The sequence below is a fragment of the Streptomyces fractus genome, from assembly GCF_049844455.1.
Taxonomy (GTDB): domain Bacteria; phylum Actinomycetota; class Actinomycetes; order Streptomycetales; family Streptomycetaceae; genus Streptomyces; species Streptomyces fractus.
In genome coordinates this window covers 5,530,567-5,557,221 of sequence record NZ_JBMYHI010000002.1, presented here as the reverse complement: position 1 = coordinate 5,557,221, position 26,655 = coordinate 5,530,567, and the positions used below count along the sequence as shown (strand labels likewise).

Here is a 26,655-nt window from a genome sequence, read left to right as displayed (position 1 = left end):
ACCCCGCCCTAGCGGATCTCCAGGATCTTCTCCCGCATCGCGTACACCACGGCCTCCATCCTGGAGTGCAGCTGCAGCTTCTCCAGGATGTTGCGCACATGGTTCTTCACGGTGTTCTCGGAGATGAACAACTCCTTGGCGATGTCCCGGTTGTTCATGCCCGTGGCCACCAGCTTGAGCACCTCGAGCTCCCGGTCCGTCAGCCGGGGCGCGGGCACGAGCCGCCGCTCGTCCGTGCGCTGGATCATCGACTTGAACTCGGTGAGCAGCTTCGACGCCATGGACGGGCTGATCTGCGACTGCCCGTCGGCCACGGCACGAATGGCCGTGGCCACCTCGTCGGTCGAGATCTCCTTCAGCAGATATCCCGTCGCGCCCGCCTTGATCGCGTCGTAGAGATCGGCTTCCTCATCGCTGATCGTCAGCATGATGATCTTGGCGCTGGGCGCCACCTCCTTGATGGAGGTGCACGCCTCGATGCCGCCTCTCTTGGGCATCCGTACGTCCATGAGGACGATGTCCGGCAGCAGATCGGCCGCCTTGTCCACGGCCTCCGCCCCGTCGCCCGCCTCACCGACGACCTGGATGTCCTCCTCCGCCTTGAGGACGATCTCCAGACCGCGCCGGAACAGGGCATGATCGTCCACCACAAGCACCCGGATGGGCTCCTCGCGCGAGGATCCGGCATCCGGCCCCCTGTCGGCGCCGTCCTCGCCGGCACCGGCGTCCTCGCCCCGCATCAGTCCGAAGCTGTCCGCCATCGTTCCTCCCCCTGAAGGCCGCGGCCCGTCTTCCTGTGCCGCGCCAACCCGAGGCACCAGCACGCCGGTTGACCCGGCCAGGCCATGATTTCATGCCCCGGCGTCGGCGTGACGGCAGTGCGGTGCACAAGGGGGTCGCACAAGGGTGCCCCTGGGGGCGCACACGCACCTCAGGGGCACCCGATGAGTGGGTGTCAGTTGTGGTCAGCCGCCGATGGCGTCGCCCGCGTCGGCTCCCCTGACCTGGGAGACCATGGGGTCGGTGCTGAGGTGGATGACGCCGTAGTCGTAGGCGTGCCGACGGTAGACGACGCTGGGTTCCTTGGTCTCGGAGTCGACGAACAGATAGAAGTCGTGCCCGACCAGCTCCATCTCGTAGAGCGCCTGGTCGAGCGTCATGGGTGCCGCCACGTGGGTCTTCTCACGGACGACGAGCGGGCCCTCGCCCTTGACCTCGAGCGATCCCATCTTGGTGGTCGGAACGCCGTCGGGCTCGGCCTCCTCGGCCTTGGCGATCGTGCCGTCCCCGTTCAGCAGGGCGGCGTCCGGAACGTGCTCGGCGACCTCTGCCGCCGAGATCCGCTTGCCGCGCCGCGACGACCGCTTGTCGTGCTGCTTGCGCAGGCGCGCGTCGAGCTTGTCCGTGGCCAGGTCCAGCGCCGCGTACGGGTCGCTTGCCGCGGCCTCCGCCCTGATCACCGGGCCTCGCGTACGCAGCGTGATCTCCACGCGCTCGCACCGGTCCGCCTGCCGGGGGTTCGGCTCCTTGGACACCTCGACGTCGAGGCTGATCACCTTGCCGTCGAGCTTCTGGATCTTCTCCAGCTTCAGCTTCTCGGCCACGTGCTTACGGAACCGCTCTGGTACCTCGGTCTTGCGGCCCTTGACGACGATGTCCACGCAGAACTCCGTTCCCGGATAGCCCCGCTCCTTGGGCGGAGCATCTCCCTCTTGCACCAGACTCCGGCCACTTCCGGAGTCTCGGACTCGGTGACTTCCACCTCCTCCTCCCCCGTGGACAAGATCTCCACTCACCATGCCGGGGGATTGCGAAAACGCCTGTGCAATGCGGCTGACAGAGCAATCCAATGGCGAGGGGCGGCCGCCCGCCTTTCCTGCCGAGTTCCTCACAACCGAACATATCTCGCCCGGACGGTTGTCGGCACCCTCTACTGACACGTACCTCCAACCGAGCGAATGAACCCTGTCTCTACCTGCAACGATGCAGATTGCCAACTAGTTCCGGTTTATTTCGAAGGAATCCGGAGACGCGGCCACGACAGCTGCCCGGAACATCATCCTGCCGATCTCGTCCGCTTTTCCCGGCCCAGCCTCGGAGCGGCCCCGTCCCGAGGCGCGTTCCCTCTCGATCTTCGCGTAATCGGTCGCGGTCGCTATTGCGCGCGCCGCCTCCGCCAACGAAGCGCCCGTCGTGATCAGGTCGTCGACCAGCACGATCCGGCCAATTCCGGTGAGCAGCCCGCTGCCACCGCCCACCACCTCCAACGCACCCGTCGCATTCACCAGCCGCTGCCGGGCGTCCAGACCCGACTGGTCGGCCATCGAACGCCGCTGCCGCAGCATGGCGAGCACCCGCGCCGCGACACCCGCCCGGCGCAGCTCGGCCGCCGCCGCGTACGCGATCCGCCGCGTCGGGTCGTGCCCGCGCGCCCGCACGGCCCGCGCCGCGGACGGCACAGGGACCAGCGTCACGGGGCCCACAGCCCCGCCAGGAGCCCGCTCGCCCCCGCCACGCCCACCGGTCCCACCGTCCGCGAGTCCGGCCCGCACAGCCCCGGCGAGCGCCTCTCCCAGCGGCCGGGCGAGGCCGAGCGCACCGCGCTCCTTGTGGGCGAGGAGCACGGCCCGCACCGCGTTCCGGTACGGGACGGCGCCGAACACGACCGGCATCCCCGGCGGAGCCGGTCGCGGCCGCACCCGGCCCGGCACGGCGCCGCGCAACGCCGCCGCGCACCGCGCGCACAGCGTCGTACGAGACCTGCCACAGCCGGCGCACTCGGCCGGCAGCACCAGATCGGAGAGGTCCTGCCACCACCCCCGCATACCCACCACTGTGGCGGCCCGCGGGCCGCCCGACCAGCCCTGTGGACAACGCCCTGTGGACAACTCGACGGTTGTGAACAGGGGTTGAGCTCGTGCGGGTGACACCCGAGACGCCGGACGGCGCCGCTACCCCGGATAGACCGGAGCCGTACCGTCCTTCAGCACCGACTGCCACGCCGCCCCGGAGGTCAAGCGGACGATCCCGTCGTCGGAGTGCGCGAGCAGCGGCAATTCGTCGTTGTCCGACGCCGCAATCTCGCTGACCCTCGTCAGCCCCGGCAGCGCCTGCCCGGTCGGCGTCGATCCGTCGCTCAGTACGTACTGCATCTGCTGCAGCCCACCGGGCTCCCGGCCGACGACGACGAGCCGGCTGTCGCCCGCCCACGACACGGCCGTGACCTCCTCCATCTGCGGTGCGGCCTGGCGCAGTTCGCTCACCGAGACCTCCGTGTCGCCGTTCGCGTCGGGGTGTCGCTCGACACGCCCGATCCACAGCGACGTGGTGCCCTTCTCCTCCACGAGGAGCCCGATGCGCGCCCCGTCGGCGGACGCCTTCACGGTCTGGATGGTGGCGTCGTCACCGAGCCCGTCGACCCGGACCTTCTGCACCTTGTCGGCCTGGCCCTGTCCGAACATCAGCAGCCGCCGGTGCTTCGGGTCGCGGTCGGCCACCCACAGGTCGCCGTTCCCGTCCCAACTGGGCGTCGTGAAGCCGTTCTTCTCCGCCTTGGCGTGGCTGCGTGCGACCGGGTCCCCCAGCGAGGCGCCCGAGATCAGCGACGCCACGTACAGCGAACGCCCGTCGTTCGAGACCCCCGCCGCACGCTCCTGGTCACGCGAGACGGCCACGGAACGCAGCACCTGCTCACCCTCGCCCAGCGGCCCCGGCACCTGCTTGGGGCTCTTGTCGGACCTGCTCTTGCCGGGCATCCGCACCAGGCGGCCCTTGGCGTCGAGGAAGTACTGGTCCGGAACGCGCCCGGTGGAGCGCGGCGCCGCGAGGGCGTCCGCCCCGTCCTCGGTCATCGCACACATGAACCGGCCGTCGGAACGCTTCAGTTCCACCTCGCTCACGCTCGACGACGACAGGTCCCGCAGCGAGAACAGCAGTTGGGCCGCCATCTCCTTGCACTTGGCCTGCCCGGCCCTGCTGCCCGCCTCGTTCAGCGGCACCGTCAGCTTGTTGGCGTCGTCCGGCGCCAGCGAGTCGGTGCCCTTCTTCAGCCCGGCGTGCGTCGGGAACGCCGTCCGCACCACCGGATTCAGCCAGCGCGTCGGCCCCTGCAACAGCTCCTTGACGGTCTCCGTCAGCGGATCGGTCCACTGCCGTACGAAGACGGGGTCCGCGACCAGACGCCGCTGCCCGGCCTCGCCGCCCTCCGTCGAATCCACCGCGTAGTAGTACTTGTTGACGGAACTGTAGATCCGCTGGAAGTCGGACTCGCCGAGCACGACCCCCTCCGGGAGGGCATCGATCCGCCACTGCTTGCCCTTGGAGGTGTTCACCTGCGTCAGATGCAGATCCCCCTGGTACGACTCGTCCTCCGGCTGATACGCCTGCTGCTGGTCGACCGTGGCGACCTGATGCCCGGTCAACTGGTAGGAGCGCCCGTCGTTCCCGGCATTCGGCCGGTCCGTGGTCCGCTTGCCGGGACCTTCGTCGAGCACGACGGTCTGCCGTTCCGGCTCCCAGTTCTTCGCCGCCTTCGGCGTCAGATACTTGCGCGCCATCCTGTACGAAGGGTCGTCACTGGTCAGCGCCTCCAGGAAGCCCTCGACGATGGAGGAGGGCCCGACGTCGTCCTTCGGCGGCAGGGCGAAGACGCGCACCTGCGAGTCCGGGCGCTGCGACGCCTCGACCGATTCGAGGCCTCCGTTGTCCGGCATCGACGCGCATCCGGCGAGCACGAGCGCACCGCACCCGGCCAACATCCCGGCCCGCATCCCGCGCCGCTGCCGCGGCACCCGCTGTTCACCCACGACCGCCATCGCTCCCCTCACCGCGCGATGTCGCCGCGGTCCGCTCCGTACGCGCCCGCGCGGGCGCCCCGGTTTCCGCCGACGTCTCGTCGTCCGCCGCGCCCTGCCCACCGCGCTCGGTCCGCTCACCGTGCCCGCCCGGGTCACCGTGCTCCGCGCGGTCATCGGTCCGCCGCGGCGCGCTCGTCGCGCCGCCGCGTGCCACCACGCGCGCGCCGCTGCCCGGCAGCGCCGTGGGGTCGGCTGACACCGCCGCCTGCGCGTGGCGCGGGGCGATCGCGGCGTTGGCCGATACGGACGGCGCCTGGGCCGGCACGGTGGCGAGCTTCTTGCCGTCGGCTCCCGGAAGACCGGCGTCACCGAGCCCCCGGTTGCGCCGCGAGTCCTCCGGCTCCAGCGGTATCGGCGAGCCACGCAGCGCCTCGTCCACGGTCCTCGGCAACGTCAGCCGGAACTGTGAGCCGCCGCCCGGCTCGCCCCACGCCTGGAGCCACCCGCCGTGCAGCCGCGCGTCCTCCAGGGCGATCGACAGGCCGAGCCCGGTTCCGCCCGTGGTACGCGCGCGTGCCGGGTCGGCCCGCCAGAAGCGGCTGAACACACGGGTCGCCTCGCCGGGCTTGAGCCCCACTCCGTAGTCGCGCACCGCGACGGCGACCGCGCCTCCCGCTGTCGCGAGCCGCACCACGACGTCCTGGCCGTCGCCGTGCTCCACGGCGTTCACCACCAGGTTGCGCAGCACGCGCTCCACACGCCGTGCGTCGGCCTCGGCGACCACCGGCTGGTCGTCGCCGACGATCCGGATGTGCGTGCCCTTGCGCTCCGCGAGCGGCTCGGCGCCGCCCACGACGCGCCGTACGACCTCCCGCAGATCTATCGGCTCGGCCTCCAGCGCGGCGGCACCCGCGTCGAACCGGCTGATCTCCAACAGGTCGGCCAGCAGCGACTCGAACCGGTCCAGCTGGTCCGCCAGCAACTCCGCGGACCGCGCGGTCACCGGATCGAAGTCGACCCGCGCCTCATGGATGACGTCGGCGGCCATCCGTACCGTCGTCAGCGGCGTACGCAGCTCATGGCTCACGTCCGAGACGAACCGCCGCTGCATCCGCGACAGGTCCTCGAGCTGCTGGATTTTCAGATAGAGGTTCTGCGCCATCTTGTTGAAGGCCTCGCCCAGGCGCGCGATGTCGTCCTCGCCTGTGACCTTCATACGCTCCTGGAGGCGGCCCGCGGAGAGCCGCTCCGCGACCCCCGCCGCCATCCGCACCGGCGTGACCACCTGTCGTACGACGAGCCAGGCGATGGCCCCGAGCAGCACCACGACGAAGAGCCCTGCCGTCGCGAGCGTCCCCTTGACCAGGCCGAGGGACTTCTCCTCCTGCGTCAGCGGGAAGAGGTAGTACAGCTGATAGGCGTGCCCCTGCGGATCGTTGAGCCGCTTGCCGACGACGAGACCCGGCTGCGGGTCCTTGCCGCCGTCATAAACGATCTTGGTGTATTGCTGCGACGCACCGGCGATCCGGTCGACCTGCCCCCGCAGTTCATCGGGCACGCTGCGGTTCGGGTCCACCAGACCGGAGCCGCGCGGCGCCCGCCCGTTGCCGCTGTCGGCATCGTTCGAGCTGAGGGTCACGACGTCGAACGCGCCCTTGCCGCCACTGGCGAGCTGCGTGACGAGCTCGCTCATCCAGTTGTTGGGGTTCAACGTGGTGCGACTGTCACCGGACGCGCCGTCCCGCACCCCTGCCGCGGCGGAGTCCGCCTTGTCCTTGGCCGCGCGGAAGCCGCCCTCGGCCTGGCTCTGCGAAGCCTTCACCTTGGCGTCGAGCAACCCGTTGCGCACCGAGCCGATGACGACGATGCCGAGCAGCAGCACGACTCCGAGCGACATCAGCAGCGTCGTGACGACGACCTTCAGCTGAATGTTCCGCCGCCACAGCCGCATCGCGGGCAGCAACGGACGCCGCACCCAGCGCGCGAACAGGCGCAGCACAGGGCTGCCCTTCATCCCGCCCTGGAGCAGCAGACTCCTGTCGACGGCCCGGCGCAGCCGTGAACCGCGAGCGGCGGCCGGTCCCGCCGTGGGTCCCACAGGCCGCTCCGGGCGGGACCCCGGGGCCCCGGGCGCCGAAGCGGCACTGTTTCGGGACACGTCAGCTCGGTCCTGCCTTGTAACCGACGCCTCGGACGGTCACCACGATCTCCGGCCGCTCCGGGTCCTTCTCGACCTTGGAACGCAGCCGCTGCACGTGCACATTGACCAGACGCGTGTCCGCCGCGTGCCGGTAGCCCCACACCTGCTCGAGGAGCACCTCACGCGTGAACACCTGCCAGGGCTTGCGCGCGAGCGCGACCAGCAGATCGAACTCCAGCGGCGTCAGCGCGATCGGCTGTCCGTCGCGCTTCACCGAATGCCCGGCCACATCGATGACCAGGTCACCTATGGCGAGCTGCTCCGGCGCAGGCTCCTCCGATCTCCGCAGCCGCGCCCGGATCCGGGCGACCAGCTCCTTCGGCTTGAACGGCTTGACGATGTAGTCGTCGGCCCCCGACTCGAGGCCCACCACCACATCCACGGTGTCGCTCTTCGCCGTGAGCATCACGATCGGTACCCCGGACTCCGCCCTGATCAGGCGGCACACCTCGATACCGTCCCGGCCCGGCAGCATCAGATCGAGCAGCACCAGATCGGGCTTGGTCTCACGGAAAGCGGCCAGCGCCTTGTCGCCGTCAGCTACGAACGACGGCTCAAAACCTTCACCACGCAGCACAATGCCGAGCATCTCGGCCAGTGCGGTGTCGTCGTCGACGACAAGGACTCGTCCCTTCATGGACCACATCATCCCATTCTCGTTACAGATGCATAGGTGCTGGTGAGAGAGGTCACTGCCCCGTGACGATAGTCGTACACGGATCTCACTGTCTGCTGATGTTCGCGGACGTTGATGTCAGTAACGGATGTCAGGCGCGAGCTGAAGCCTGCCCGTGAACCAGCCCACTACCCAACCAAGCTTCCGTCCCGTCCGCCGTCGACCCACACGTATGTGGAGCGGGCGCGGGCCCCGGTGTCCAGGTGGAGCGCGCCACTGTACGAACGACCTGGACACCGGGGCCCGTGTCTGCTCGGCTCTGCCTGGGTCGACGGCGGACGGGACGGAAGCTCCTCGCAACCACCCACGGGTCCGCACCCGACAGCGTTACCCCCGGCCCCCGGTGCCGGAGCGCCCCCGCCGGAGGCATCGTCTTTGACCGCGGCCGGCGTGCGCCGACCTCCGCATCACTCAAGGGCCGCTGCTGTCGGCGTACTCGCGAAAGTGCGCACCTGCGTACGCCTGAACGTACTCAGGCCCAGGCGATTCACCGGAAGGCGTTGACGTTCTCCAAGGCCCACTGCTGGAACGTGTGGGCTGGCATTCCGGTGACCTGTGAAACCGTGTCGCGCACCATCAGTAGCTCGTGGTTCACGTCTCCGCCGGTGACGTCGAGCACCGCCTCCGCAGCCTCGGGCCCGAAGACCGCGGCCATCTGTGCGCGGGCCTGCTCGCGGCTGATTTCGGCGAAGGCAACCTCCCGACCCAGTGCTGTCGCGATGGCCTCGACCTGCTGTCGGGCGGTCACTGGTTCTGGACCGGTCAAGGCATACGTGCGCCCGCGGTGGTCGGGCTCGGTCAGTGCCACGCGTGCCACCGATGCGATGTCCGCAGGGTGGATGGTTGGCAACGCGGTCTCGGCGTACGGCGCGTGAACGGTCTCGTGGCCGCGGATGGAAGCGGCCCACATCAGGGAGTTCGATGCGAACTGCGTCGGCCGCAGGACCGTCCAGGCCATGCCGCTTGCCTTGAGTAGTTGCTCCACCGCCAGATTCTCGCCGGCGGGACCGAGGTGCGGGTGGGTCTCGACGGTGATGGACGACACCAGCACGACGTGCTCCACACCAGCCTGCCGGGCGGCTTCGAGTATGTCGGCGTCCGAGCCCAGACGCGGCACAAGAAACAGCGAGCGCACCCCCTGCAGTACGGACTTCAATGATGCAGGCTCCGCCAAGTCGCCTTCCACCGACTCGGTCCCTTCGGGGAAGACGGTCCGAGAGGCATCACGGGTAAGCCCTCTCAGCGGCCCGACGCCCCTTGCACGCAGCTCCTTCAGCAGCGCACTGCCGATGTTTCCAGTGGCTCCGGTCACGAGGATCATGGGCGTGTTTCCCGTCGTCAGACGATCAAGTGGATGACACGCTAGAACCTCAATCACGCTTCAGGTCAAGAAGGCGCCTGGCGGCCCGTAGCTGGGCATGTTCATCCGTACTCGGTTGAGTCTGTTCACGTGTACGCCGACAGCTGCGCGCGTCCGGGCGGTTGCAGGGGCTCGGGCCGTAGCCCCTCCTGGTGGACTCGGCTGCGTGGGCCCGCATGCCAGCGTCGCCACGATCCGGCCCTGTCGGTAGCACAAAGCGTCTTTCCTCTCGCCCTTGATGCCGGACCTGGCCGTCTCCCGTGCTTGGTTCTTCGCCCCTTGTGGGCGCGGGCGGACGGCGACGCGCGGGGCCCACTGGCGTAGACATGGTGGGCGCCGCGTGGCGGCGTCCGCCCGGCGCCGCCACGCTGTGTGTGGCCCTGATTCCTTGCGGATCGATCCTTGTGACCTGGGTAGCGCGGGTTGAGGCCCCGGTTCCGGCGTGCGGTTGGGCACGTTGAGTTCGCCGCGCCTGTTCTTTCCCTCTCGGGTCGGATCGTGGCGGCGGTGGCGTGCGGGCTACTCGCGGCCGTCGGCCTCCAGGCTGGGGCTCCGGCGGTCGGGTTGGCATGCCCCCTCGACCGGGAGCCGGCCAGCCCGGACGCGAGCGAAGCGAGCCCTTGATGATGTAGGGAAAGTTTGTCCGCGCTCCGCTACGCAGCCTTCGGGCTCTCTCCGTGTTCGAGGTAGACCGGTGCGGCCGTACCGCGTGCGGACACCGCCGCGTGAATCCGGCGGGCCAGTCGGGGAATCGTGTGCTCGTCGATCTCGGCCGTGTCCAGGTACGCGAAGCTCTTCAACTCGTCGGCTTGGAGCGTGATGCGGCTCAGCTCGTCGGCGCTCAGCTCGCCCCCGTCGAACAGGTACAGGATCTTGTCGCCCTCACTGTCACTGGGCGCCCAGTCGACGGCAAGGAGTCGCCCCAGGGGCGGAGTGATCCCCAGCTCCTCGTGTACTTCGCGCGCGGCAGCCTGCAACGGAGATTCGCCGGTTTCGACGTACCCGCCGGGGATGTCCCAGTAGTCCTTGTAGGTCGGCTCGACCATGAGGACGCGTCCGGCCTGGTCAAAGAAGAGCGCACCCGCGGCCATGCGCGGATGCGCCATCTTCGCTTCGTGCTCGTTGACTGCCATGCAGTCGAGCGTACCTACGTCACACGACGTGGAGCCGCTGGGCCAAGTCGGCAAGCTGAGGTCCGGGCCGGCCTCGCTGGTTCCGAACCCAGGTGAGTACGAGTTCACGTGCGAGGTAGTGACTGCGCACCTGCTCGGGTGCCCAGCTCTCCGCTTCGAGGAGCTTGGCCAGAGCCTCGTCCGTGCGGTTGGTGAGGCTCAGCGCGCGGGCCACTTCGATGTTGTGACGCGTGCGCCGCTCGGTCGGCAGTCCACTCGTGTCGATCTCCGGTCCGAGGTCCATGGCAATCTGCATGTCGCCCAGTTCGGCGGCCGTGGCGACTCGATGGATGGCGACGTTGGTCGGCCCGAATGCGGTCCAGACGTGGTTTGCGTCCTCGCCGAGCTGCTCTGAGATCCGCTCGGCCTGGTCGAGGAACTCTGTGGTTGCCGCGCGGTCCTCCGCACGGGCCGCCGCCATCGAACCGGTGAGGAACAACGTCCCGTAGATCGACAGGAACCCGGGGGACACGTCCACTCGGTTGAGCTGCGGCCGAAGGTGTTCCGCTGCATCGCTGACGAGCTGCACGGCGGCATCGAACCGCCCGTTCGAGAGCAGGCAGTGAGCGACCGACCGGAAGAGCGACCCGGTCACCACGGGATTTCCCGTCTGCTGAGCCGAGTTGAGCCCTCGGTCGGCAGCGATCCATGCAAGGTCGGTTTCGCCGAGTTTCGTGAGGACCATGGCCGCGCCCTGGTACGTCATGGCGGTCAGGTCGTGGGCGGTGTCCCTCTCCTGTCCGTCGTACGACTGCGCCGCGATGAGCGCATCCGTCAGAAGGAGCGGAAGGCGGTGGGTGGCGAACCCGAACCGGGAATCCTGGTACGCATCCCAGACCTCGACCACGTTCGCGCGAAGGTCATCGAGGGGCGTCGGCTCGCCCTCCGTCGGGACGCCCAGAAGGGGTGTGAGCTGCCGATAGTTCATCAGCGCTGATCGCAGAGCGGGAACGGTCCGGGTACCGCTGTCGGGTGTCCAGTCCATGAGCGTCGGTTCGGCGAGCAGATCGCCCAAGCTCACGTCCAGGGCATCGGCCAGAGTCTTGATGACTGACAGACGGTCCAGCTCCAGCCGGTTGTTCTCGGCCTTGCTGAGCCAGTCGACCGTTCGGCCGACCCGGCCGGCCAACACTTCCTGGGAGATTCCGCGCCGTCGGCGGTACCACGCGACGCGTTCGCCGATCGTCAGGTTCGTCGTCATTCCTCGCATAGGAAGAGCGTCCACCTGCCCCTTCTGCGGACCCCGGAGGAATTTTCCAGGGTGCCGTTGAGAACCGGACCTAGCGTTGCTGACACCCGAGAGGTTGTCAGTCCGAGCTTGCGACGAGGTGGCCAACGATGGCGCTGACCCCGAAAGAACGACTGGAACTGTTCGAGCGGATCAAGGGAGTTGGAGAGGAGGTGGCCAACCTTGGGCGCCGGGTCGACGCCATGGCTACGGCTTTGGCATCTGACTCCGGACCAGTTCCTCAAGGTGATCCATCCGCTTCGCCAACTTCCGTACGTCGCGAAGGACTTCGTCGAGATGCTCCGTGATCTGCGCGTACTCGGGGCTCTTGCGTTCCTTCCGCTCCGACGGGTCGGAGACGAAACTCCCCTTGCCCTGGTGGGAGATCACGTAACCGTCTTCACGGAGACGAGCGATCGCCTGCCGGGCCACGGTGCGCGAGACATCGTCTTCCTTCATCAGCTCCGACTCTGACGGGATCTTCGAGCCCTTCACTCGTGATCCGCTGTCGATCTCGTTCTTGATCCTTTCGGCGATCTTCAAGTACATCGCAAGTCCGTCGAACTCGGCCATAGCCCCTCTCCGCGCTTGTTGTACCTAGTGCAGCACAGCGCGCCGACATCAGTCGAGAACAACCACTTGACATAACAAGTAAGACAGGTGCACTTTGGAATCCAACCTGACGTACTAAGTACGTTAGATCCTGCCATCAAGGAGTAGTTCCCATGCGTCAGATCCCTGTGGACACCGCCGCGATGACGGTCATGCTGATCCAGGCCCCTGAGCCGAAGGTGAAGAACCGGGAGACCGGTGAGGTCGCGACCGACCGGACGTCGGGCAAGACCCTGTTCAACGTGAACGTGGCGGTCATCGTGGACGGTCGTCCGGACGCGCTGACCGTCGTGGTCGCCGAGGACGGCATTCAGCCCGACCTGGTGCCGGGCATGCCTGTTGAGTTCCCCGGCCTGGTGGCGCGGCCGTGGGAGAACGACTTCGGGCATGGCATCAGCTACCGCGCGATCGCGGTCACCGCGAAGAACCTCACGGCGGCCGGCTCGAACGGCAAGGGCTGACCCGCGATGACCGAACTGCTGTGGCTCGTCATCGCGTTGGTAGTGCTCGCGCTGATCGCGCGGGCCAAGGCTCCGTCCGTGTACTGGGTCCTGTTCGGTCTGCCCCTCGCCCTGGGAAGGGTGTTCACCTCCTACCGGCAGACCATGGAAGCCTGTGAGCTGACCGTGTCCCCGCCGTGGTGGAAGGTGTTCGCCAAGAAGGCGGTCAGTGCTGAGGTGGCCCGCCCCCGCATTCCGGGCGTGCACGGCATTCGTCCCACTGCGACCGGCGTGCGGCTGCGCCTCAAGCTGCCTGCCGGGCTGACCCCGGAGGACGTCACCAAGTCCGCTGAGCGGTTGCGGCACGCCTGGGCCGTGCACTCCGTGCACGTGGCAGAGATCAAGCCGGGATTCGTCGAGCTACGGCTGATCGCCTTCGACATCCTCGCGAAGGTCCGTATGCCGCGCCGACTCGCCACGGGCCCGCTGTCGGCCGTGGTGGCGCTGCGGGAGGACGGCCTTCCGTACGTGCGGGACTACCAGGAGTCCCCGCACGGGCTCACCCTGGGCGCCACCAAGTCCGGGAAGTCGATGTTCCAACGCTGCCTGATCAAGGCACTCGCGCCCCTGGACGTCGCCATGGTCGGCATCGACTGTAAGCGCGGGGTTGAGCAGAACGCGTTCGCATCTCGGCTGACCGCACTGGCCACCACTCCCGATGAGGCCGATGGCCTGCTGGATGCGCTGGTGGGCGAGATGGAGGACCGCTTCGACCTGCTCTGTCTGCACCAGGGCATCGCCCCGGACACCCCGCTGGAGGACATCACCTCGGACATATGGGGACTGCCCAAGAAGCTGCGCCCGGTACCGATCGTGGTCCTGGTCGACGAGATCGCCGAACTCTTCCTCGTCGCCTCCAAGGTCGACACCGCCCGACGTGACCGCATGGTCACGCAGCTCGTGCGGCTGGCTCAGCTCTCCCGCGCGGTCGGTATCCATCTGGAGATCGCCGGGCAGCGTTTCGGCTCGGAGCTGGGCAAGGGTGCCACAGCGTTGCGGGCGCAGTTGACCAACCGGGTCGCGCATCGCTGCAACGACAAGCAGACCGCCGAGATGGGCCTCGGTGACATCAACGACCTTGCCGTACAGGCCGCTACCGCGATCGCTTCCCAGCGGGCCGGTATGGCGGTCGCCGGGGACTCCTCGGGCACCTGGACCCGGATTCGTACGCCAAAGGTGTCGATCGGTGATGTGGTCGCCGTGTGCCGTGAGTTCGCGTACCTGACCCCGGAGATCCCGGCGCTTGCTGCTTACCGGCCCGTGATCGCGTTGCCCGCGCCGGCTGCGGCCCCGGACGCGACCCCGGCCATCACCTCGTAGCCCTCCCGCTCCACCCCGGTCGGCGTGACCGCCTCACGCCAGATCCCTACCCCACCCATGTCGGAAACCGGAAGGAAGGCCAGGTCATGAGCCTGTCCGCCTCGTTCCATCCCACCGAAGAGACCACGATCCGCTGCCACACCTACGGCACCGAGCGCGCGCCGATCCTCGCCCTGGACGACATCGGTCAGTTCCTGAGTGTCTCGCTCTTCGACTCCGTGCCCCTAGCCGTGCAGCGCGCGTTCGCCCACGACCTCGTCCAGACCGTGGCCGCGTACGCCGCCGCCGTCGAGGAGTGGGCCACTGCCAAGGAGATCAGTGCGGCCGATGCCGCTCCCGTCGACCTGCGGAAGGCGGGCTGATCGTGATGTGCGACCGCTGCGACGACTTCAACCGCACCGTGGTGATGCTCGGCGACCTGTGCCTGTACTCCGAACGCCCCGGCGTTGACGAAGAGTTCGCCGACGTCGTGGGCGGTGCCCTGGCCCTCTCGCTGCCTGCTGACGGCATCACGCCCGGCTACGGCCCCGCTGACGAGCCCGGTCGGGAGGCGTGAGTCGTGGCCACCACCCGCCGCAAGAAGCCCTCGACCGCCACTCCCGCCGAACCGGCCAAGTGCCCGGCCTGCAAGGGCTCCGGCGAGGTCTCCGTCTCGGTCCGCGTCGGCCGGAAGCGCGAGATCCCCGATGCCCAGCAAACGGGCCTGTGCCTGACCTGCCTGGGCTCCGGCGACGCACCGACCGACTGAACACGTGCCGGGAGAGGGCGGCCGGACCTCGTGAGCCCCGCCCTGTCCTGGCCCCATCCCCTTGAAGGAGGTGAAGAGAAGTGAACCGCTCGATCCGTCCGGATGCCGTTCTCGTACAGGCCGTGATCGCCGGGGCGCTGTCCTTCGCCCACCTGCACGACATCGCTGCCGCTGCCGGACAGACCGGCTGGAAGGCGTGGGCCTACCCCGTCTCGGTCGACCTGCTCCTCGTGGCTGCGTGGCGACGGCTTCGCACCGGTCGCACCCGTCGTCTGGCCTGGTGCTGGTTCCTCGTCGCTCTCACCACCTCGCTCGGTGCCAACGTCGCCACCGCCGGATTCCTCGACCTCGCCCATGCTCCCGCGTGGCTGCGCTTCCTGGTCGCCGGCTGGCCCGCCCTCGCCTTCCTCGGCGGCACTCTCCTCGCCCACAACCCCGACCCCGACCCCGAGAACCTGCCGGACACCGACCCCGTGGACCCGGTTCGCGAACCGCGCCCCGAGCCTTCGACCGTGCTCGACACCCCGGCGGAGGCGCCCGCCCTGCCCGCATCCGTCCCGTCGCCCGCGCCTACGGCGTCCGTGCCTCCGGCGCTGGTCGAGCGGGCCCGGACGATCGCCGACGCACACCGCACCGCGACCGGCACCGCGATCGACGCGGACACCCTGCGGACCCGCCTCGGTGTGCCCGCCCCGATGGCCGAATCCCTGGCCACCCAACTCGCCTGAAAGGACGGCCCGTCATGGACGTTCCGCTGTGGTTCTTCGTCCTGTGCGTCGGCGTACTCGGCATCAAGCTCGTCCGCCTGCCCTGGTGGCTGGTCGCCGTCCTGCTGCTCGGCGGCTACTTTCTCGCCCCCGTGATCAACCCGTTCGTCAACTAATCGGCCTGAGAAGGGAGTTCCACCCGTGTTCACGCCCAAGATTCCAGTCAATCCCCAGCCGACCGGTGAGGTCGTCCCGACCATCACCACCCTCGGCACTGTCACCCCGAGCGAGACCGGTCACGCGTCCTGCGGCTGCCAGCACTCCGCCCCGGCTCCCGTCTCGGCTACGGCCCGGCCCTCGGTGCGGCTCACCCCCGGTGCCCTGGCCCTGGTCGTCGGCGGTGGCGTTCTCGCCATGCTCACGGTCGGCGCCGTGCTCGTCTCCATGCTCCTCGCGGTCGCGATCACCGCCGGTGCGCTCGCGGTCGTCGCGCTCGTCGTCCGCTCGATCCTCACCACGGACAACCGTCGTCGTTGACCGGCCCCCGGGCGGCTCCGATACCGCCAAGCATCCGCCGCCCGGGCGCCGCGCCTCCTACCTGAACCAACTGATCCGGAAGGAAGTCACCATCATGCAGCACCCGCCTCCGGCGACCGCCCGCGTCTGCTCGAACTGCGACGGCTTCGCCTCCGCCGCCGTATCCTCCGGCCTCGACCGCGACGCCCGTGGTCACCTGCCCACGGTCACCGTCGACTGCCCGGTCTGCCACGGCACAGGTATCCGCTCCCGCTCCGTGCGCGTCGGTTCCCGCCCCGTCGAGCTGGTGGAGGCGGCCCGATGATGCGCCGTGCTGCGACCTCGCGCCCCACCTCGATCCACCTGTTCTGTGGTGCGGGCGGCGACTCCGACGGGTTCCGGCGGGCCGGCTTCGACGTTGTTCTCGGCGCCAACCACTGGAACCGCGCGGTCGAGACCCACGCCGCGAACTTCCCCGAGGCAGAACACCTCTGCGTCGACCTCGACCACTACGACATGCGGCGCCTGCCCAAGGCCCGCGTCCTGGTCGGCTCTCCGATCTGCACCGAGGGCAGCCCTGCCGACGGCATCAGCCGCAAGGCTCCGAGCCCGATCCCCGGGCAACTCGACCTCCTCGACGAAGGCCCGATGGCCGATGCGGCGTGGGAGCGCACTCGGGCGACCGCGTACGACATCCTGCGCGCCGCAGAGGTGCACCACTTCGACGCCGTGGTCTGCGAGAACGTGCCGCGCTTCGCGACCGCGTGGCCGCTGTTCGCCTGGTGGCTGCACGGCATGGAGATTCTCGGCTTCCGGAATCAAGTCGTCTCCGTCTCCGCCGCCCACGTCGGCGACACGGAGGTGAATCCGCATGCTCCGCAGTGGCGGGACCGGATCTTCATCGTCTTCACCCGCACCGAGATGCGCGCCCCGGACCTCGACGTCCGTCCGCTCGCCTGGTGCCCTGCCTGCGAAACCGAGGTGTCGGCGCGGCAGTCCTGGCGCAACGGCCGAAAGATCGGCAAGTACCGCCAGCAATACGACTACCGCTGCCCCAACACCACATGCCGCCACCGGATCGTCGAACCGTACGTGCGCCCGGCCGCCGCCGCGATCAACTGGACCGACCCCGGTACCCGCATCGGCGACCGCGCCGAGAAGGGCATGCGCCCCCTCGCCGCGTCCACACTCCGGAAGATCCGACTCGGCCTCGGCAAGCACCGCGTCCCCACCGTGGTCACGGTCAACCACTCCGACCAGGGCGACGGTCGCGCCTTCCCCGCGCTGTCCGCTCCGCTGCCCACCCGCACCGTCCGCATCGGCGACGGCCTCGCCATGCCTCCGCTGCTGGTCCCGGTCGGCGGAAGCTGGAACACCGACCCGGCCACCGTCACCGTGCCGATGCGCACCCGCACCACCCGCGAGAGCGAAGCCCTCCTCGTTCCCGCGCCGTTCATCACCGAGCACCGCGGCGGAGGCTCCACCACCCGCGCAATCGCCGACCCGCTCGCCTCGATCACCGCAGGCGGCAATCACCACGGCCTGGTCATCCCATACCGCAAGGGCACGCGGACCACGACGGGCACACCGCTGCACACGATCGCCACCCACGAATCCGCCGGACTCGTCCTCCGCACCGAACCCGCCCCCGCGCCTGCGGAGGTGGAGGACTGCTACTTCCGGATGCTGTCCCCGCGCGAGCACCTGCGCGCCCAGCGCTTCACCGACGACTACGAGGTGAAGGGGCACGGCGGTGAGCAGACCAAGCAAGCTGGCAACGCCGTACCCGCGAACGTCGCGCAGTGGATCGCCTCCCGCCTGCTGGAGGTGCTGTGACCATGCCCGAAGTGCGTGCACTGACCCTGTGGCAGCCCTGGGCGTCCTGCATCGCCTACGGCCCGAAGCGGATCGAGAACCGGCACTGGTCGACCAGCTACCGGGGCTGGGTCCTCATCCATGCCGGACGCACCCTCGACCGCGACGCCTGGAACCTCCCCCTCGCCCGGCCCTTCCTCACCCGCCCGCAACCGCGGGGCGCGGTCCTGGCCGTGGGCCGGCTGGTCGACTGCCACCCCGGCGACGGCTACTGCACCCTGTGGTCCGCCTCCGACCAGTGGCACTGGAAGTTCACCGACGTGCGCACACTGCGGCAGCCCCTGTTCTGGCCGGGCGCACGCGGCCTGTGGACACCCACCCCTCAACTCGTCGGCGCAGTCCGGGAGCTGGTGATGGCCCGTGCCTGAAACCGAGACGCTGGACCCGATCGTCCTCGCCGACATCCTGCGGGTAGCCTCCGCCCCCGACTTCGACGAATGGCGCGAGCAGATCCGCCGCACGGGCGGCTGTTCCAACCCGATCCACCTGACCGGCTGGTCCGTCACCCGCGACAAAGCCACCGGGACCGTGCTGCATGACACCGCGACCGGGGACATGCCCGGCGGCCGGCTCCGCATCGCCTGCGGCAACCGCCGCGCCTCCCGCTGCCCACCCTGCGCCTACCTCTACGCGGGTGACGCCTACCACCTGGTGCGCGCGGGCCTGACCGGCGACGACCGCATGAGCATCCCGGCCACGGTGCGCGAACGCCCTCGCGTCTTCGTGACGCTGACCGCGCCCTCGTTCGGCCCGGTCCACAACCGGCCCGACTCCGGCCGCTGCCGCTGCGGAAGGCGCCATGCTGAGGACGATTCCGCGCTTGGCACCCCGCTCGATCCGGAGTCGTACGACTACGCGGGCGCGGTCCTGTTCAACAACCATGCGGGCGAGTTGTGGCACCGCTTCACCAACCGCCTGCGCCGCGAACTCGCCTCGGCCGCGGGCCTCACCCAGAGCGCGTTCCGGCAGACGGCCCGGTTGTCGTTCAACAAGGTCGCCGAGTTCCAAAAGCGCGGAGCGATCCACTTCCATGCCGTGATCCGCCTCGACGGACCCGACGGGCCCGACACCATCCCGCCGCCCTGGGCGACCCTCGACCTGCTCGCCGACGCGATCCGCCAGGCCGTGGCCCATCCGTACGTGACCGCTCAGGTTCCCGCCGCCGACGGCCAGCCGGCCCGGTCCCTGCGCTGGGGCGACCAACTCGACGTCCGCCCCATCACTGCGTTCAACGACGGAGACGAGATCACCGAAGGGGCCGTGGCCTCCTACGTCGCCAAGTACGCCACCAAAGCCGCCGAGATCGCGGGCGCCCTGGACCGGCGCATCGGCGAACTCGCCGAACTCGACCGCACCGACGTACCCGACCACACCCGCCGCCTGATCCGCGCCTGCCACGACCTCGACCCGCTCCACCCCGAACGACGGCTCTGGGCGTGGGCGCACATGCTCGGCTTCCGGGGCCACTTCCTGACCAAGTCCCGCGCCTACTCCTCGACCTTCGGCGCTCGTCGACAGGTCCGCGCCGACTACCGCGCCGAACAGCAACGCGAAGCCCTCGGCCTCCCCGACCCCGACACCACCCTCGTCCTCGCCGACTGGCAGTACGCCGGCCACGGCCACACCCCCGGCGAATCCGCCCTCGCCGCGAGCATCGCCGAAGACATCCGCATCAACCGCGAAACCGCACGCGAAGCCCTGCACGACCAACGCGCCTCGGAAGGAGCCGCAACATGACCACCGCCGCGCCTGAACTGCTGACCGTGCCGGAGGTTATGGCGCGTCTGAAGTACAGCCGTTCCAAGGTCTACGACCTGATCCGCTCGAAGAGGCTCGCTTCCTTCACCGAGGGACGGGCCCGTCGGATCCCGGAGAGCGCGCTCGACGATTACGTCCGTGTTCGGCTTGAGGAGGGGGCCTGATGGGCCGTCAGCGAAAGCGGAATCCCAACGGGTCCGGCACGGTCACCAAACGATCCGACGGGCGGTACCAAGCAGCCGTGTACGTCCCCCAGCCAGACGGCACGACGAAGCGGAAGTACGCATACGGCAAGACCTACGAGGAATGTGATCGCAAGCGTCGGGCCATGCTGGATCGCACCAACGGCGGGATTCCGACTCCGACTCGCGACATGACCTTGGGTCAGTGGTTCGACTACTGGCTGGAGGTGATCGTCAAGCCGAACCTGAAGCCGAAGAGCTACGAGACGTACGAACAGACCGTGCGCAATCATCTGCGGCCTCGTCTGGGCTCCAAGGTCATGCTGAAGCTGGGCATATCGGAGCTACGTGGGGCCATGCAACGCCTCGCGGAGGACCGAGGGGCCGCGACAGCCAAGCACGCGCTTCGGGTGCTCTCGGCGGCGCTGACGGCCGCGCTGGTCGAAGACATCGGCCTGACTCGGAACGTCGCCACGCTCGTGCACGTTCGCGCGGCTACGAACAGCGGCAAGAGCTGGGATGCCGTCTCGGTGCTGCGCTTCCTGGCTGCGGCCCGGCGCTTGACCGCGTACTACCCGGCGTTCCTGCTCCTGTGCCTGCTGGGCCTGCGACGTGGGGAAGTGTGCGGCCTTCGCTGGGAGAACATCGACCTGGACAAGCGGATTCTCTGGGTCGAACAGCAGCGTCAGCGTTCCAGTGCGGGGACGATCGATCTGGACCCGAAGAGCGAGACATCCAAGGCGCCCTTGCCGCTGCCGGCTCAGTGCATCGCGCCTCTGAGGTGGACCCGCATGCGTACCGCCATGCTGCGGGAGCGCGCCATCGGGCGTGGCCTTCCGTGGTTCGACGATCCGGAAGGGCATGTGTTCGTTACTCGGACCGGGCATCCGCTGGCGGCCACGAACCTTTACGGGACCATGCAACGGGTGATCGCGGCTGAGGAGCTTGGCCACATGAACCCCAAGGGGCTGCGGAAGTCGTGTGGCACGCTCCTGGTGCACCTGAAGGTTCATCCCCGGATCGTGAAGGCCGTTCTCCGGCATAGCCGCATCGCGACCACGATGGACATCTACGCTGAGGCTCTGGACCCGGACGTGATCGATGCCGTGGGCCAGCTCGATCGACTGCTTCGGCAACCGGCTCGGCTTCGGCAACTGGATGTCGACGGGGACCCCGACATCACTCGTTGATGTCACCCCTGGATGTCACGGCCCCTCCGTCTGCGGATCGTCGCAGGTAGAGGGGCCGTTGCCGTCGTAAAGGACGCCATCATCCCATTAGCTCATCGTTGCCTGGAGTGAACTGGCACACAGTTCCCCCAAGCCATCACTTGTCACAGGCGACACAACGCCCCACTCCGTGACGATCGCCGTCACCAAGTCCGGAGGCGTCACGTCGAACGCGGGGTTGTACGCCTGCGTCCCCAGTGGTGCCACCGGAATCCCGCCACCTGCCTCCACTCCGGCCAGCGGCGCCCGCGGCGCCGTGATCTCCGTCACCTCATGCCCGGCCCGCTGCTCCACCTCGATGGACGCACCGTCCGGGGTGTCCAGATCGACGGTCGTCACCGGTGCCACCACGATGAACGGCACATGGTGATATCGCGCCAGCACCGCGAGCGGATAGCTCCCCACCTTGTTGGCCACCGAACCGTCGGCCGCGATCCGGTCCGCGCCGATGAGCACGGCATCCACCTCGCCCGCGGCGAACAGCGACCCCGCCGCGTTGTCCGTGAGCAATGTGTACGCCATGCCGTTGCGCGCGGCCTCGTAGGCGGTCAGCCGCGCCCCCTGCAGCAGCGGGCGCGTCTCGTCCACCCACAGCCGGCGCAGCCGCCCCACCCGGTGGGCGGCGAGCGCGACCGCGAAGGCCGTGCCCTCACCGCCGGAGACCAGCGCCCCGGTGTTGCAGTGCGTCAGGATGCGGTGATTGCCACCGGGCACCAGCTCGTCCAGGAGTCGCAGGCCGTGCTCGGCCATCCTGGCGCTGCCTTCGGCGTCCTCCGCGTGCAGCGCCCGCGCCGAGGAGAGCGCCGCATCGGCCGCCCGCTCCCGCGCCCCGTCGTCCTCCCCTTCCCCGCTCCCGAACGCGGCCCGGTACGCCTCCTGCGCCCTGCGCACCCCGTACGCCAGATTGACCGCGGTGGGCCGCGCGTCCGCCAGCGCGCCGGCCGCCTCCTCGACGTCGAAGCCACGGGCGGCCGCGAGCGCCACTCCGTACGCCCCCGCGATCCCGAGCAGCGGCGCCCCGCGCACCGCCAGAGAACGGATCGCCTGCACGAGGGCCTGCGGATCCGTGCACACCAGCTCGACCTCTTCCGCGGGCAGCCGCGTCTGGTCGAGCAGCACCAGAACGGGCCCCTCCGCCGGTTCCTCCCACCGGATCGCCGGGATGTCGACGGCCTCGGGCTGTATGCCGTCGATGGGCCGTATGTCCTCGCTGGATTGCGCGTACTGATCAGCCATCCGCCCAGTCTGCCCCGTACCGACCCGACAATTGAAGGAGTACAGCCCTCACGGGGCCAGGTCATCCGGCGCCCACCCCATGGCACGATGGCAGCCAACCTGCTGCCGCGACCGCGGACGGGCACTTTGAAGGAGCGACGATGAACGACACTCCGGGCTGGGCATCGCCCGGATCTGCCCCCTCCGACGGCCCGAACGGCAACCGCAAGGACGGCCCCGAGCAGAACGGCGACACACAGGGCAGCGGTCCGCAGGACGCCGCCCCGCAGGACGCCGCCCCGCAGGACGCCGCGGGCCAGGACCCGAAGTGGTCCAAGGAGCAGCCGCCGCCCGCCCAGTGGTCCGCACCCTCCGGCTCCGCCCAGACCCCTCCCCCGCCCCCGCCGGCTCCCGGCCAGGGCCAGGGCTGGGGCGGCCAGGGCTGGGGCGGCCAGGGCGGACCCGGTGGCTACGGAGGACCTGGCGGCTACGGCCCGGGGCCGGGCGGCCCCGGAGGCGGCGGCTACCCCGGCTGGGGCGGCGGCTGGCCGCACAAGCCCTCGGCGGCCAAGCCCGGCGTCATCCCGCTGCGCCCGCTCGGCGTCGGCGAGATCCTCGACGGCGCGGTGTCCACGATGCGTACCTACTGGCGCACCGTCCTCGGAATCTCGCTGACGGTCGCCGTGGTCACCCAGCTCCTGGCGGTCCTCCTCCAGGGCTTCGCCCTCAACAACGCGGCGACCAGTTCTTCCCTCGACAACCCCGACGCCACCCCGCGCGAGATCTTCAGCGCCCTGGGCACGCTCCTGGTCGGCTCCGCGCTCGTCGCGGTCGTCACGCTGCTCGGCACGATCGTCGCGACGGCCCTGCTGACGACGGTCACCAGCCGCGCCGTGCTCGGCCGGCCCGTCACCATAGGAGAGGCCTGGCGCGACGCCCGGCCGCAGATCCTCAGGCTGCTCGGCCTGACACTGCTGCTCCCGCTGATCGCCGCCGCGATCATGTTCGTGAGCATCGCGCCCGGCATCCTCGTCGCCGCATTCGGCTCGACCGGGGGCGGCATCGCGCTCGGGGTCGTCGGCGGTCTCGCCGGCCTCGCCGTGACGATCTGGCTGATGGTCCGCCTGTCGCTGGCCTCGCCCGCCCTGATGCTGGAGAAGCAGACCGTCCGCAAGGCCATGGGCCGCTCCACCAAACTTGTCCGCGGCTCCTGGTGGCGGGTCTTCGGCATCACGATCCTGGCGTCCCTGATCGCCGCGATCGTCTCGGAGATCATCCTCTTCCCGTTCACCGCGATCGCGGGTGTGGTCAGCGGAGACGGCTTCACCGGCATCCTGGACAGCAGCGGGAACGTCGGCTGGGCCTTCCTCATCATCACCGGCGTCGGCTCGGTCGTCGGCTCCACCATCACCTTCCCGATCACGGCCGGCGTCAGCGTGCTCCTCTACATCGACCAGCGGATCCGCCGCGAGGCCCTCGACCTCGAACTCGCCCGCGCCGCGGGCCTGCCCGACTACGGGTCCCCCTCCGGCCCCACCCCGGGGAGCTGATGGGGTGAGCGCACTTGGGGGAGTGCTCCACACGACGATCTCGTCGGTCCTCACCGGCGGCGACGAGCCGCCGGTGAGGATCCCGCGCGACCCCGCGCGGGAAGCGGCGAAACGCGAGCTGTCCAAGCCCGCGTACCACCAGGACGACCCGAACTGGTTCATGCGCGCCCTGAACAAGTTCTGGGACTGGATCGACGAGCTCTTCTCCGCCGCTGCCGGCGCCGCCCCCGGCGGCACCTTCGGGCTGCTCGTGATCCTGCTGGCCGTCGTCGCCGTGGTGGCCGCACTCTGGTGGCGCCTCGGCACGCCGCGCCGCTCCCCCGCCTCCGCGCCCCCGCTCTTCGACGACCGCCCGCGCAGCGCCGCCGAGCACCGCGCTGCCGCCTCGGCGCACGCCGCCCAGGGCCACTGGAACCAGGCCGTCCAGGAACGCATGCGCGCCCTGGTCCGCTCCCTGGAAGAACGCGCCCTCCTCGACCCGCGCCCCGGCCGCACCGCCGACGAGGCCGCCGCCGAAGCGGCCCGCCCGCTCCCCCAGCACGCGGACCGCCTCCGCGCGGCCGCCCGCGACTTCGACGACATCGCGTACGGCGGCCGCACCGCGACCCCGGAGATGTACGAGCGCCTGTCCACCCTGGACACCGAGGCGGAACGCACCACCCCCGTCCTCACTCCCGCCGCGGGAGCACCCCGGTGACCGAACCGACCGATCCCCGAGGCACGGGTGAGCAAATCAAGCCCCTGCGGAGATTGAACAGCGGGGTCCGGGGCGGAGACCCGCGGCCTGAGGACGGCCCACATGCACCACCGCCGCCGCCCCCCGACGGCACCACCTCCATCACGCCGACCGCCCGCCAGATCTGGACCCGCACCCGCGGCATCGCCCTGGCCCTGGTCTTCCTCTTGGCCGCAGCCGTGATCATCGCGGTGGTCCGCTCCGGTGACCAGCACGGTGCCCTCGATCCGCGCTCCGGCGACGAGCGAGGCAGCCGCGCCGTCGCCGAACTCCTCGCCGCCCGGGGTGTCGACACGCGCGTGGTCACCACGACCGCCGACGCCCGCGCGGCGGCAGGCCCCGACACGACCCTCCTGGTCGCCGCGCCCGACCGGCTCACGGCCCACCAGCAGTCCCGGCTCCGGGCCGCCACCGCCGACTCCGGAGGCCGCACGCTCCTCGTCGCCCCCGGCGCCGCCGCGGCCGACGTGCTGACGCCCGGCGTCGCCACCGACCCCGAACCCGCCGCCGACAAGCCCCTCGCGCCCGGCTGCACGCTGCCCGAGGCCCGCCGCGCCGGCCCCGCGAACACCGGCGGCCACCGCTACAGCACGACGCTCACCGGCGCCGACTCCTGTTACCCGAGCTACGGCTCCCCCACGCTCCTGCGCCTGCCGTCCCCTTCCGGCACAGGCGACACCATCGTCCTCGGCGCCCCCGACATCCTTCTCAACGACCGCCTCGACGAACAGGGCAACGCCTCGCTCGCCCTTCAACTCCTCGGTTCGCGCCCTCATGTGGTCTGGTACCTCCCCTCCCTCTCCGACGACTCGGCAGCGGACGGCGCACAGAACGACCGCAGCTTCGTCGACCTGATCCCCAAGGGCTGGCTCTGGGGCACACTTCAGCTCTTCATCGCGGCAGCACTGGCCGCGCTGTGGCGCGCACGCCGTCTGGGCCCCCTGGTCCAGGAACGCCTGCCCGTCGCGATCCGCGCCTCCGAAACCGTCGAAGGCCGCGCCCGCCTCTACCGCAAGGCGAACGCCCGCGACCGCGCCGCCACAGCCCTGCGTATCTCCACCCGCACGCGCTTGGCCCCTCTCATCGGCATCCCCGTCTCCCAGGCACACTCGCCCGAGACCTTCCTCCCGGCCCTGGCACGCCAACTCCCCACGCCCGCCAGGGACCCGCACACCCTCCTCTTCGGCCCGCCACCCGCGACCGACGCGGCGCTCATCGCACTCGCCGACCACCTCGACGCCCTCGAAAGTGAGGTACGGAACCCATGATGGACCCGACCACTGACAACGCCGGGCCCACGACCGATCCCCGCAGCTCAAGGGCGTCTTTGGAAGCCCTGCGCACGGAGATCGCCAAGGCCGTGGTCGGCCAGGACTCCACCGTCACGGGCCTGGTCGTGGCCCTGCTCTGCCGCGGCCACGTCCTCCTCGAAGGCGTGCCCGGCGTCGCCAAGACCCTCCTCGTACGCGCCCTCGCCTCGTCCCTCGAACTCGACACGAAGCGCGTGCAGTTCACCCCCGACCTGATGCCCAGCGACGTGACGGGCTCGCTGGTCTACGACACCAACACCGCCCGCTTCTCCTTCCAGCCGGGCCCGATCTTCACCAACCTCGTCCTCGCGGACGAAATCAACCGCACGCCGCCCAAGACCCAGTCCTCCCTCCTCGAAGCGATGGAGGAACGCCAGGTGACCGTGGACGGCACGGCACGCCCCCTCCCGGACCCGTTCATGGTGGTCGCGACCCAGAACCCCGTCGAGTACGAGGGCACCTACCCCCTCCCCGAGGCCCAACTGGACCGCTTCCTCCTCAAGTTGAACGTTCCGCTGCCCACCCGCCAGGACGAGATCGACGTCCTGACCCGCCATGCCTCCGGCTTCAACCCCCGCGACCTGCGGGCGGCAGGCATCCGCCCGGTGGCCACGGCGGCCGACCTCGAGACGGCCCGCACGGCAGTCGCCAAGACGACCGTCTCCCCCGAGATCACCGCCTACGTAGTCGACATCTGCCGAGCGACCCGCGAATCCCCGTCGCTCACCCTCGGTGTCTCCCCGCGAGGAGCCACGGCCCTCCTCGCCACGGCCCGCGCCTGGGCCTGGCTGACCGGCCGCGACTACGTCACCCCCGACGACGTCAAAGCCCTGGCCCTCCCCACCCTCCGCCACCGCATCCAACTGCGCCCGGAGGCCGAAATGGAGGGCGTCACCCCGGATTCCGTCATCAACGCGATCCTGACCCACGTCCCCGTCCCCCGCTGACCCGACGCACAACGTAGG

29 protein-coding genes are annotated in these 26,655 nt (G+C 69.7%); 18 read left to right on the top strand and 11 right to left on the bottom strand.

The genetic code is table 11. The features are described from left to right. Positions 1 to 8 precede the first annotated feature (8 nt). The 10 genes from ACP4E5_RS27185 to ACP4E5_RS27140 form a co-directional block, all read right to left on the bottom strand. A complete protein-coding gene (locus ACP4E5_RS27185) occupies positions 9 to 761 on the bottom strand; it encodes a response regulator (protein WP_425833061.1) in 753 nt (250 codons plus the stop codon). Positions 762 to 965: 204 nt separating this feature from the next. Then, positions 966 to 1,661 (bottom strand): ribosome hibernation-promoting factor, HPF/YfiA family, encoded by a 696-nt coding sequence (gene hpf, locus ACP4E5_RS27180; RefSeq protein WP_425833059.1) that lies wholly within the window; start codon positions 1,659 to 1,661, stop codon positions 966 to 968. A 336-nt stretch (positions 1,662 to 1,997) separates the two neighbouring features. Beyond that, entirely contained in the window at positions 1,998 to 2,825 is an 828-nt protein-coding gene (locus ACP4E5_RS27175; protein WP_425833057.1) for a ComF family protein, read from the bottom strand. 126 nt (positions 2,826 to 2,951) lie between these two features. Continuing rightward, positions 2,952 to 4,814, bottom strand: coding sequence for an LpqB family beta-propeller domain-containing protein (locus ACP4E5_RS27170; protein ID WP_425833055.1), 1,863 nt, complete (start codon positions 4,812 to 4,814; stop codon positions 2,952 to 2,954). Then, positions 4,798 to 6,954 carry an MtrAB system histidine kinase MtrB gene (mtrB, locus tag ACP4E5_RS27165; RefSeq protein ID WP_425833053.1) on the bottom strand — a complete coding sequence of 719 codons (2,157 nt, stop codon included), beginning with the start codon at positions 6,952 to 6,954 and terminating at the stop codon, positions 4,798 to 4,800. Before mtrB ends, ACP4E5_RS27170 begins: the two co-directional genes overlap by 17 nt. A gap of 1 nt (position 6,955) precedes the next feature. Then, entirely contained in the window at positions 6,956 to 7,645 is a 690-nt protein-coding gene (gene mtrA, locus ACP4E5_RS27160; protein WP_306324333.1) for a two-component system response regulator MtrA, read from the bottom strand. A 514-nt stretch (positions 7,646 to 8,159) separates the two neighbouring features. Beyond that, positions 8,160 to 8,993: an NAD(P)H-binding protein gene (locus ACP4E5_RS27155; RefSeq protein ID WP_425833050.1), complete on the bottom strand. Its 834-nt coding sequence runs from the start codon at positions 8,991 to 8,993 to the stop codon at positions 8,160 to 8,162. A gap of 692 nt (positions 8,994 to 9,685) precedes the next feature. Next, positions 9,686 to 10,165, bottom strand: coding sequence for an NUDIX domain-containing protein (locus tag ACP4E5_RS27150; protein ID WP_425833048.1), 480 nt, complete (start codon positions 10,163 to 10,165; stop codon positions 9,686 to 9,688). 19 nt (positions 10,166 to 10,184) lie between these two features. After that, the gene (locus ACP4E5_RS27145; RefSeq protein ID WP_425833046.1) at positions 10,185 to 11,405 is read right to left on the bottom strand and encodes a helix-turn-helix domain-containing protein; all 1,221 of its coding nucleotides are present in this window, start codon (positions 11,403 to 11,405) and stop codon (positions 10,185 to 10,187) included. Positions 11,406 to 11,639: 234 nt separating this feature from the next. Then, on the bottom strand, positions 11,640 to 12,005 hold the full coding sequence (locus ACP4E5_RS27140) for a GntR family transcriptional regulator (RefSeq protein ID WP_425833044.1): 366 nt from the start codon (positions 12,003 to 12,005) through the stop codon (positions 11,640 to 11,642). A gap of 152 nt (positions 12,006 to 12,157) precedes the next feature. On the opposite strand from ACP4E5_RS27140, the gene ACP4E5_RS27135 reads away from it, so the two are divergent. The 14 genes from ACP4E5_RS27135 to ACP4E5_RS27070 all read left to right on the top strand — a co-directional run bounded on the left by ACP4E5_RS27135 (position 12,158) and on the right by ACP4E5_RS27070 (position 20,840). Continuing rightward, a complete protein-coding gene (locus ACP4E5_RS27135; RefSeq protein ID WP_425833042.1) occupies positions 12,158 to 12,505 on the top strand; it encodes an SCO3933 family regulatory protein in 348 nt (115 codons plus the stop codon). 6 nt (positions 12,506 to 12,511) lie between these two features. Then, complete coding sequence (locus ACP4E5_RS27130; RefSeq protein ID WP_425833040.1) at positions 12,512 to 13,864, top strand: FtsK/SpoIIIE domain-containing protein; 1,353 nt, start codon at positions 12,512 to 12,514, stop codon at positions 13,862 to 13,864. A gap of 86 nt (positions 13,865 to 13,950) precedes the next feature. Then, a complete protein-coding gene (locus ACP4E5_RS27125; protein ID WP_425833038.1) occupies positions 13,951 to 14,226 on the top strand; it encodes a hypothetical protein in 276 nt (91 codons plus the stop codon). A 5-nt stretch (positions 14,227 to 14,231) separates the two neighbouring features. Beyond that, the gene (locus ACP4E5_RS27120; RefSeq protein WP_425833036.1) at positions 14,232 to 14,420 is read left to right on the top strand and encodes a hypothetical protein; all 189 of its coding nucleotides are present in this window, start codon (positions 14,232 to 14,234) and stop codon (positions 14,418 to 14,420) included. 3 nt (positions 14,421 to 14,423) lie between these two features. Continuing rightward, positions 14,424 to 14,612 carry a hypothetical protein gene (locus ACP4E5_RS27115; RefSeq protein ID WP_425833034.1) on the top strand — a complete coding sequence of 63 codons (189 nt, stop codon included), beginning with the start codon at positions 14,424 to 14,426 and terminating at the stop codon, positions 14,610 to 14,612. An 80-nt stretch (positions 14,613 to 14,692) separates the two neighbouring features. Further along, positions 14,693 to 15,340 (top strand): DUF2637 domain-containing protein, encoded by a 648-nt coding sequence (locus tag ACP4E5_RS27110; RefSeq protein WP_425833032.1) that lies wholly within the window; start codon positions 14,693 to 14,695, stop codon positions 15,338 to 15,340. A 14-nt stretch (positions 15,341 to 15,354) separates the two neighbouring features. Continuing rightward, on the top strand, positions 15,355 to 15,495 hold the full coding sequence (locus ACP4E5_RS27105; RefSeq protein ID WP_425833030.1) for a hypothetical protein: 141 nt from the start codon (positions 15,355 to 15,357) through the stop codon (positions 15,493 to 15,495). Positions 15,496 to 15,520: 25 nt separating this feature from the next. Then, positions 15,521 to 15,856, top strand: coding sequence for a SpdD-like protein (locus ACP4E5_RS27100; RefSeq protein WP_425833028.1), 336 nt, complete (start codon positions 15,521 to 15,523; stop codon positions 15,854 to 15,856). Positions 15,857 to 15,950: 94 nt separating this feature from the next. Beyond that, complete coding sequence (locus ACP4E5_RS27095) at positions 15,951 to 16,160, top strand: hypothetical protein (protein WP_425833026.1); 210 nt, start codon at positions 15,951 to 15,953, stop codon at positions 16,158 to 16,160. After that, complete coding sequence (locus ACP4E5_RS27090) at positions 16,157 to 17,671, top strand: DNA cytosine methyltransferase (RefSeq protein WP_425833024.1); 1,515 nt, start codon at positions 16,157 to 16,159, stop codon at positions 17,669 to 17,671. Before ACP4E5_RS27095 ends, ACP4E5_RS27090 begins: the two co-directional genes overlap by 4 nt. Before the next feature lie 2 nt (positions 17,672 to 17,673). After that, positions 17,674 to 18,078, top strand: a complete 405-nt coding sequence (locus ACP4E5_RS27085) for an ASCH domain-containing protein (protein WP_425833022.1) — start codon at positions 17,674 to 17,676, stop codon at positions 18,076 to 18,078. Further along, positions 18,071 to 19,447, top strand: coding sequence for a replication initiator protein RepSA (gene repSA / locus ACP4E5_RS27080; RefSeq protein ID WP_425833020.1), 1,377 nt, complete (start codon positions 18,071 to 18,073; stop codon positions 19,445 to 19,447). The genes ACP4E5_RS27085 and repSA overlap by 8 nt, the downstream gene beginning before the upstream one ends. Next, a complete protein-coding gene (locus tag ACP4E5_RS27075; RefSeq protein WP_425833018.1) occupies positions 19,444 to 19,632 on the top strand; it encodes a helix-turn-helix domain-containing protein in 189 nt (62 codons plus the stop codon). The genes repSA and ACP4E5_RS27075 overlap by 4 nt, the downstream gene beginning before the upstream one ends. 77 nt (positions 19,633 to 19,709) lie before the next feature. Next, the gene (locus ACP4E5_RS27070; RefSeq protein ID WP_425833016.1) at positions 19,710 to 20,840 is read left to right on the top strand and encodes a site-specific integrase; all 1,131 of its coding nucleotides are present in this window, start codon (positions 19,710 to 19,712) and stop codon (positions 20,838 to 20,840) included. Positions 20,841 to 20,927: 87 nt separating this feature from the next. Here the strand turns inward: ACP4E5_RS27070 and mtnA are convergent, their stop codons facing one another. Beyond that, positions 20,928 to 22,115 carry an S-methyl-5-thioribose-1-phosphate isomerase gene (mtnA, locus tag ACP4E5_RS27065; RefSeq protein WP_425833014.1) on the bottom strand — a complete coding sequence of 396 codons (1,188 nt, stop codon included), beginning with the start codon at positions 22,113 to 22,115 and terminating at the stop codon, positions 20,928 to 20,930. Between the two features lie 140 nt (positions 22,116 to 22,255). Between mtnA and ACP4E5_RS27060 the strand changes: the two genes are divergently transcribed. The 4 genes from ACP4E5_RS27060 (at position 22,256) to ACP4E5_RS27045 (ending at position 26,637) form a co-directional block, all read left to right on the top strand. Beyond that, the gene (locus ACP4E5_RS27060) at positions 22,256 to 23,644 is read left to right on the top strand and encodes a DUF7847 domain-containing protein (protein ID WP_425833012.1); all 1,389 of its coding nucleotides are present in this window, start codon (positions 22,256 to 22,258) and stop codon (positions 23,642 to 23,644) included. A gap of 4 nt (positions 23,645 to 23,648) precedes the next feature. Then, a complete protein-coding gene (locus ACP4E5_RS27055) occupies positions 23,649 to 24,341 on the top strand; it encodes a DUF4129 domain-containing protein (protein ID WP_425833010.1) in 693 nt (230 codons plus the stop codon). A 140-nt stretch (positions 24,342 to 24,481) separates the two neighbouring features. Beyond that, on the top strand, positions 24,482 to 25,648 hold the full coding sequence (locus tag ACP4E5_RS27050; protein ID WP_425841679.1) for a DUF4350 domain-containing protein: 1,167 nt from the start codon (positions 24,482 to 24,484) through the stop codon (positions 25,646 to 25,648). Further along, positions 25,648 to 26,637, top strand: coding sequence for an AAA family ATPase (locus tag ACP4E5_RS27045; RefSeq protein ID WP_425833008.1), 990 nt, complete (start codon positions 25,648 to 25,650; stop codon positions 26,635 to 26,637). The genes ACP4E5_RS27050 and ACP4E5_RS27045 overlap by 1 nt, the downstream gene beginning before the upstream one ends. Positions 26,638 to 26,655: the final 18 nt, after the last annotated feature.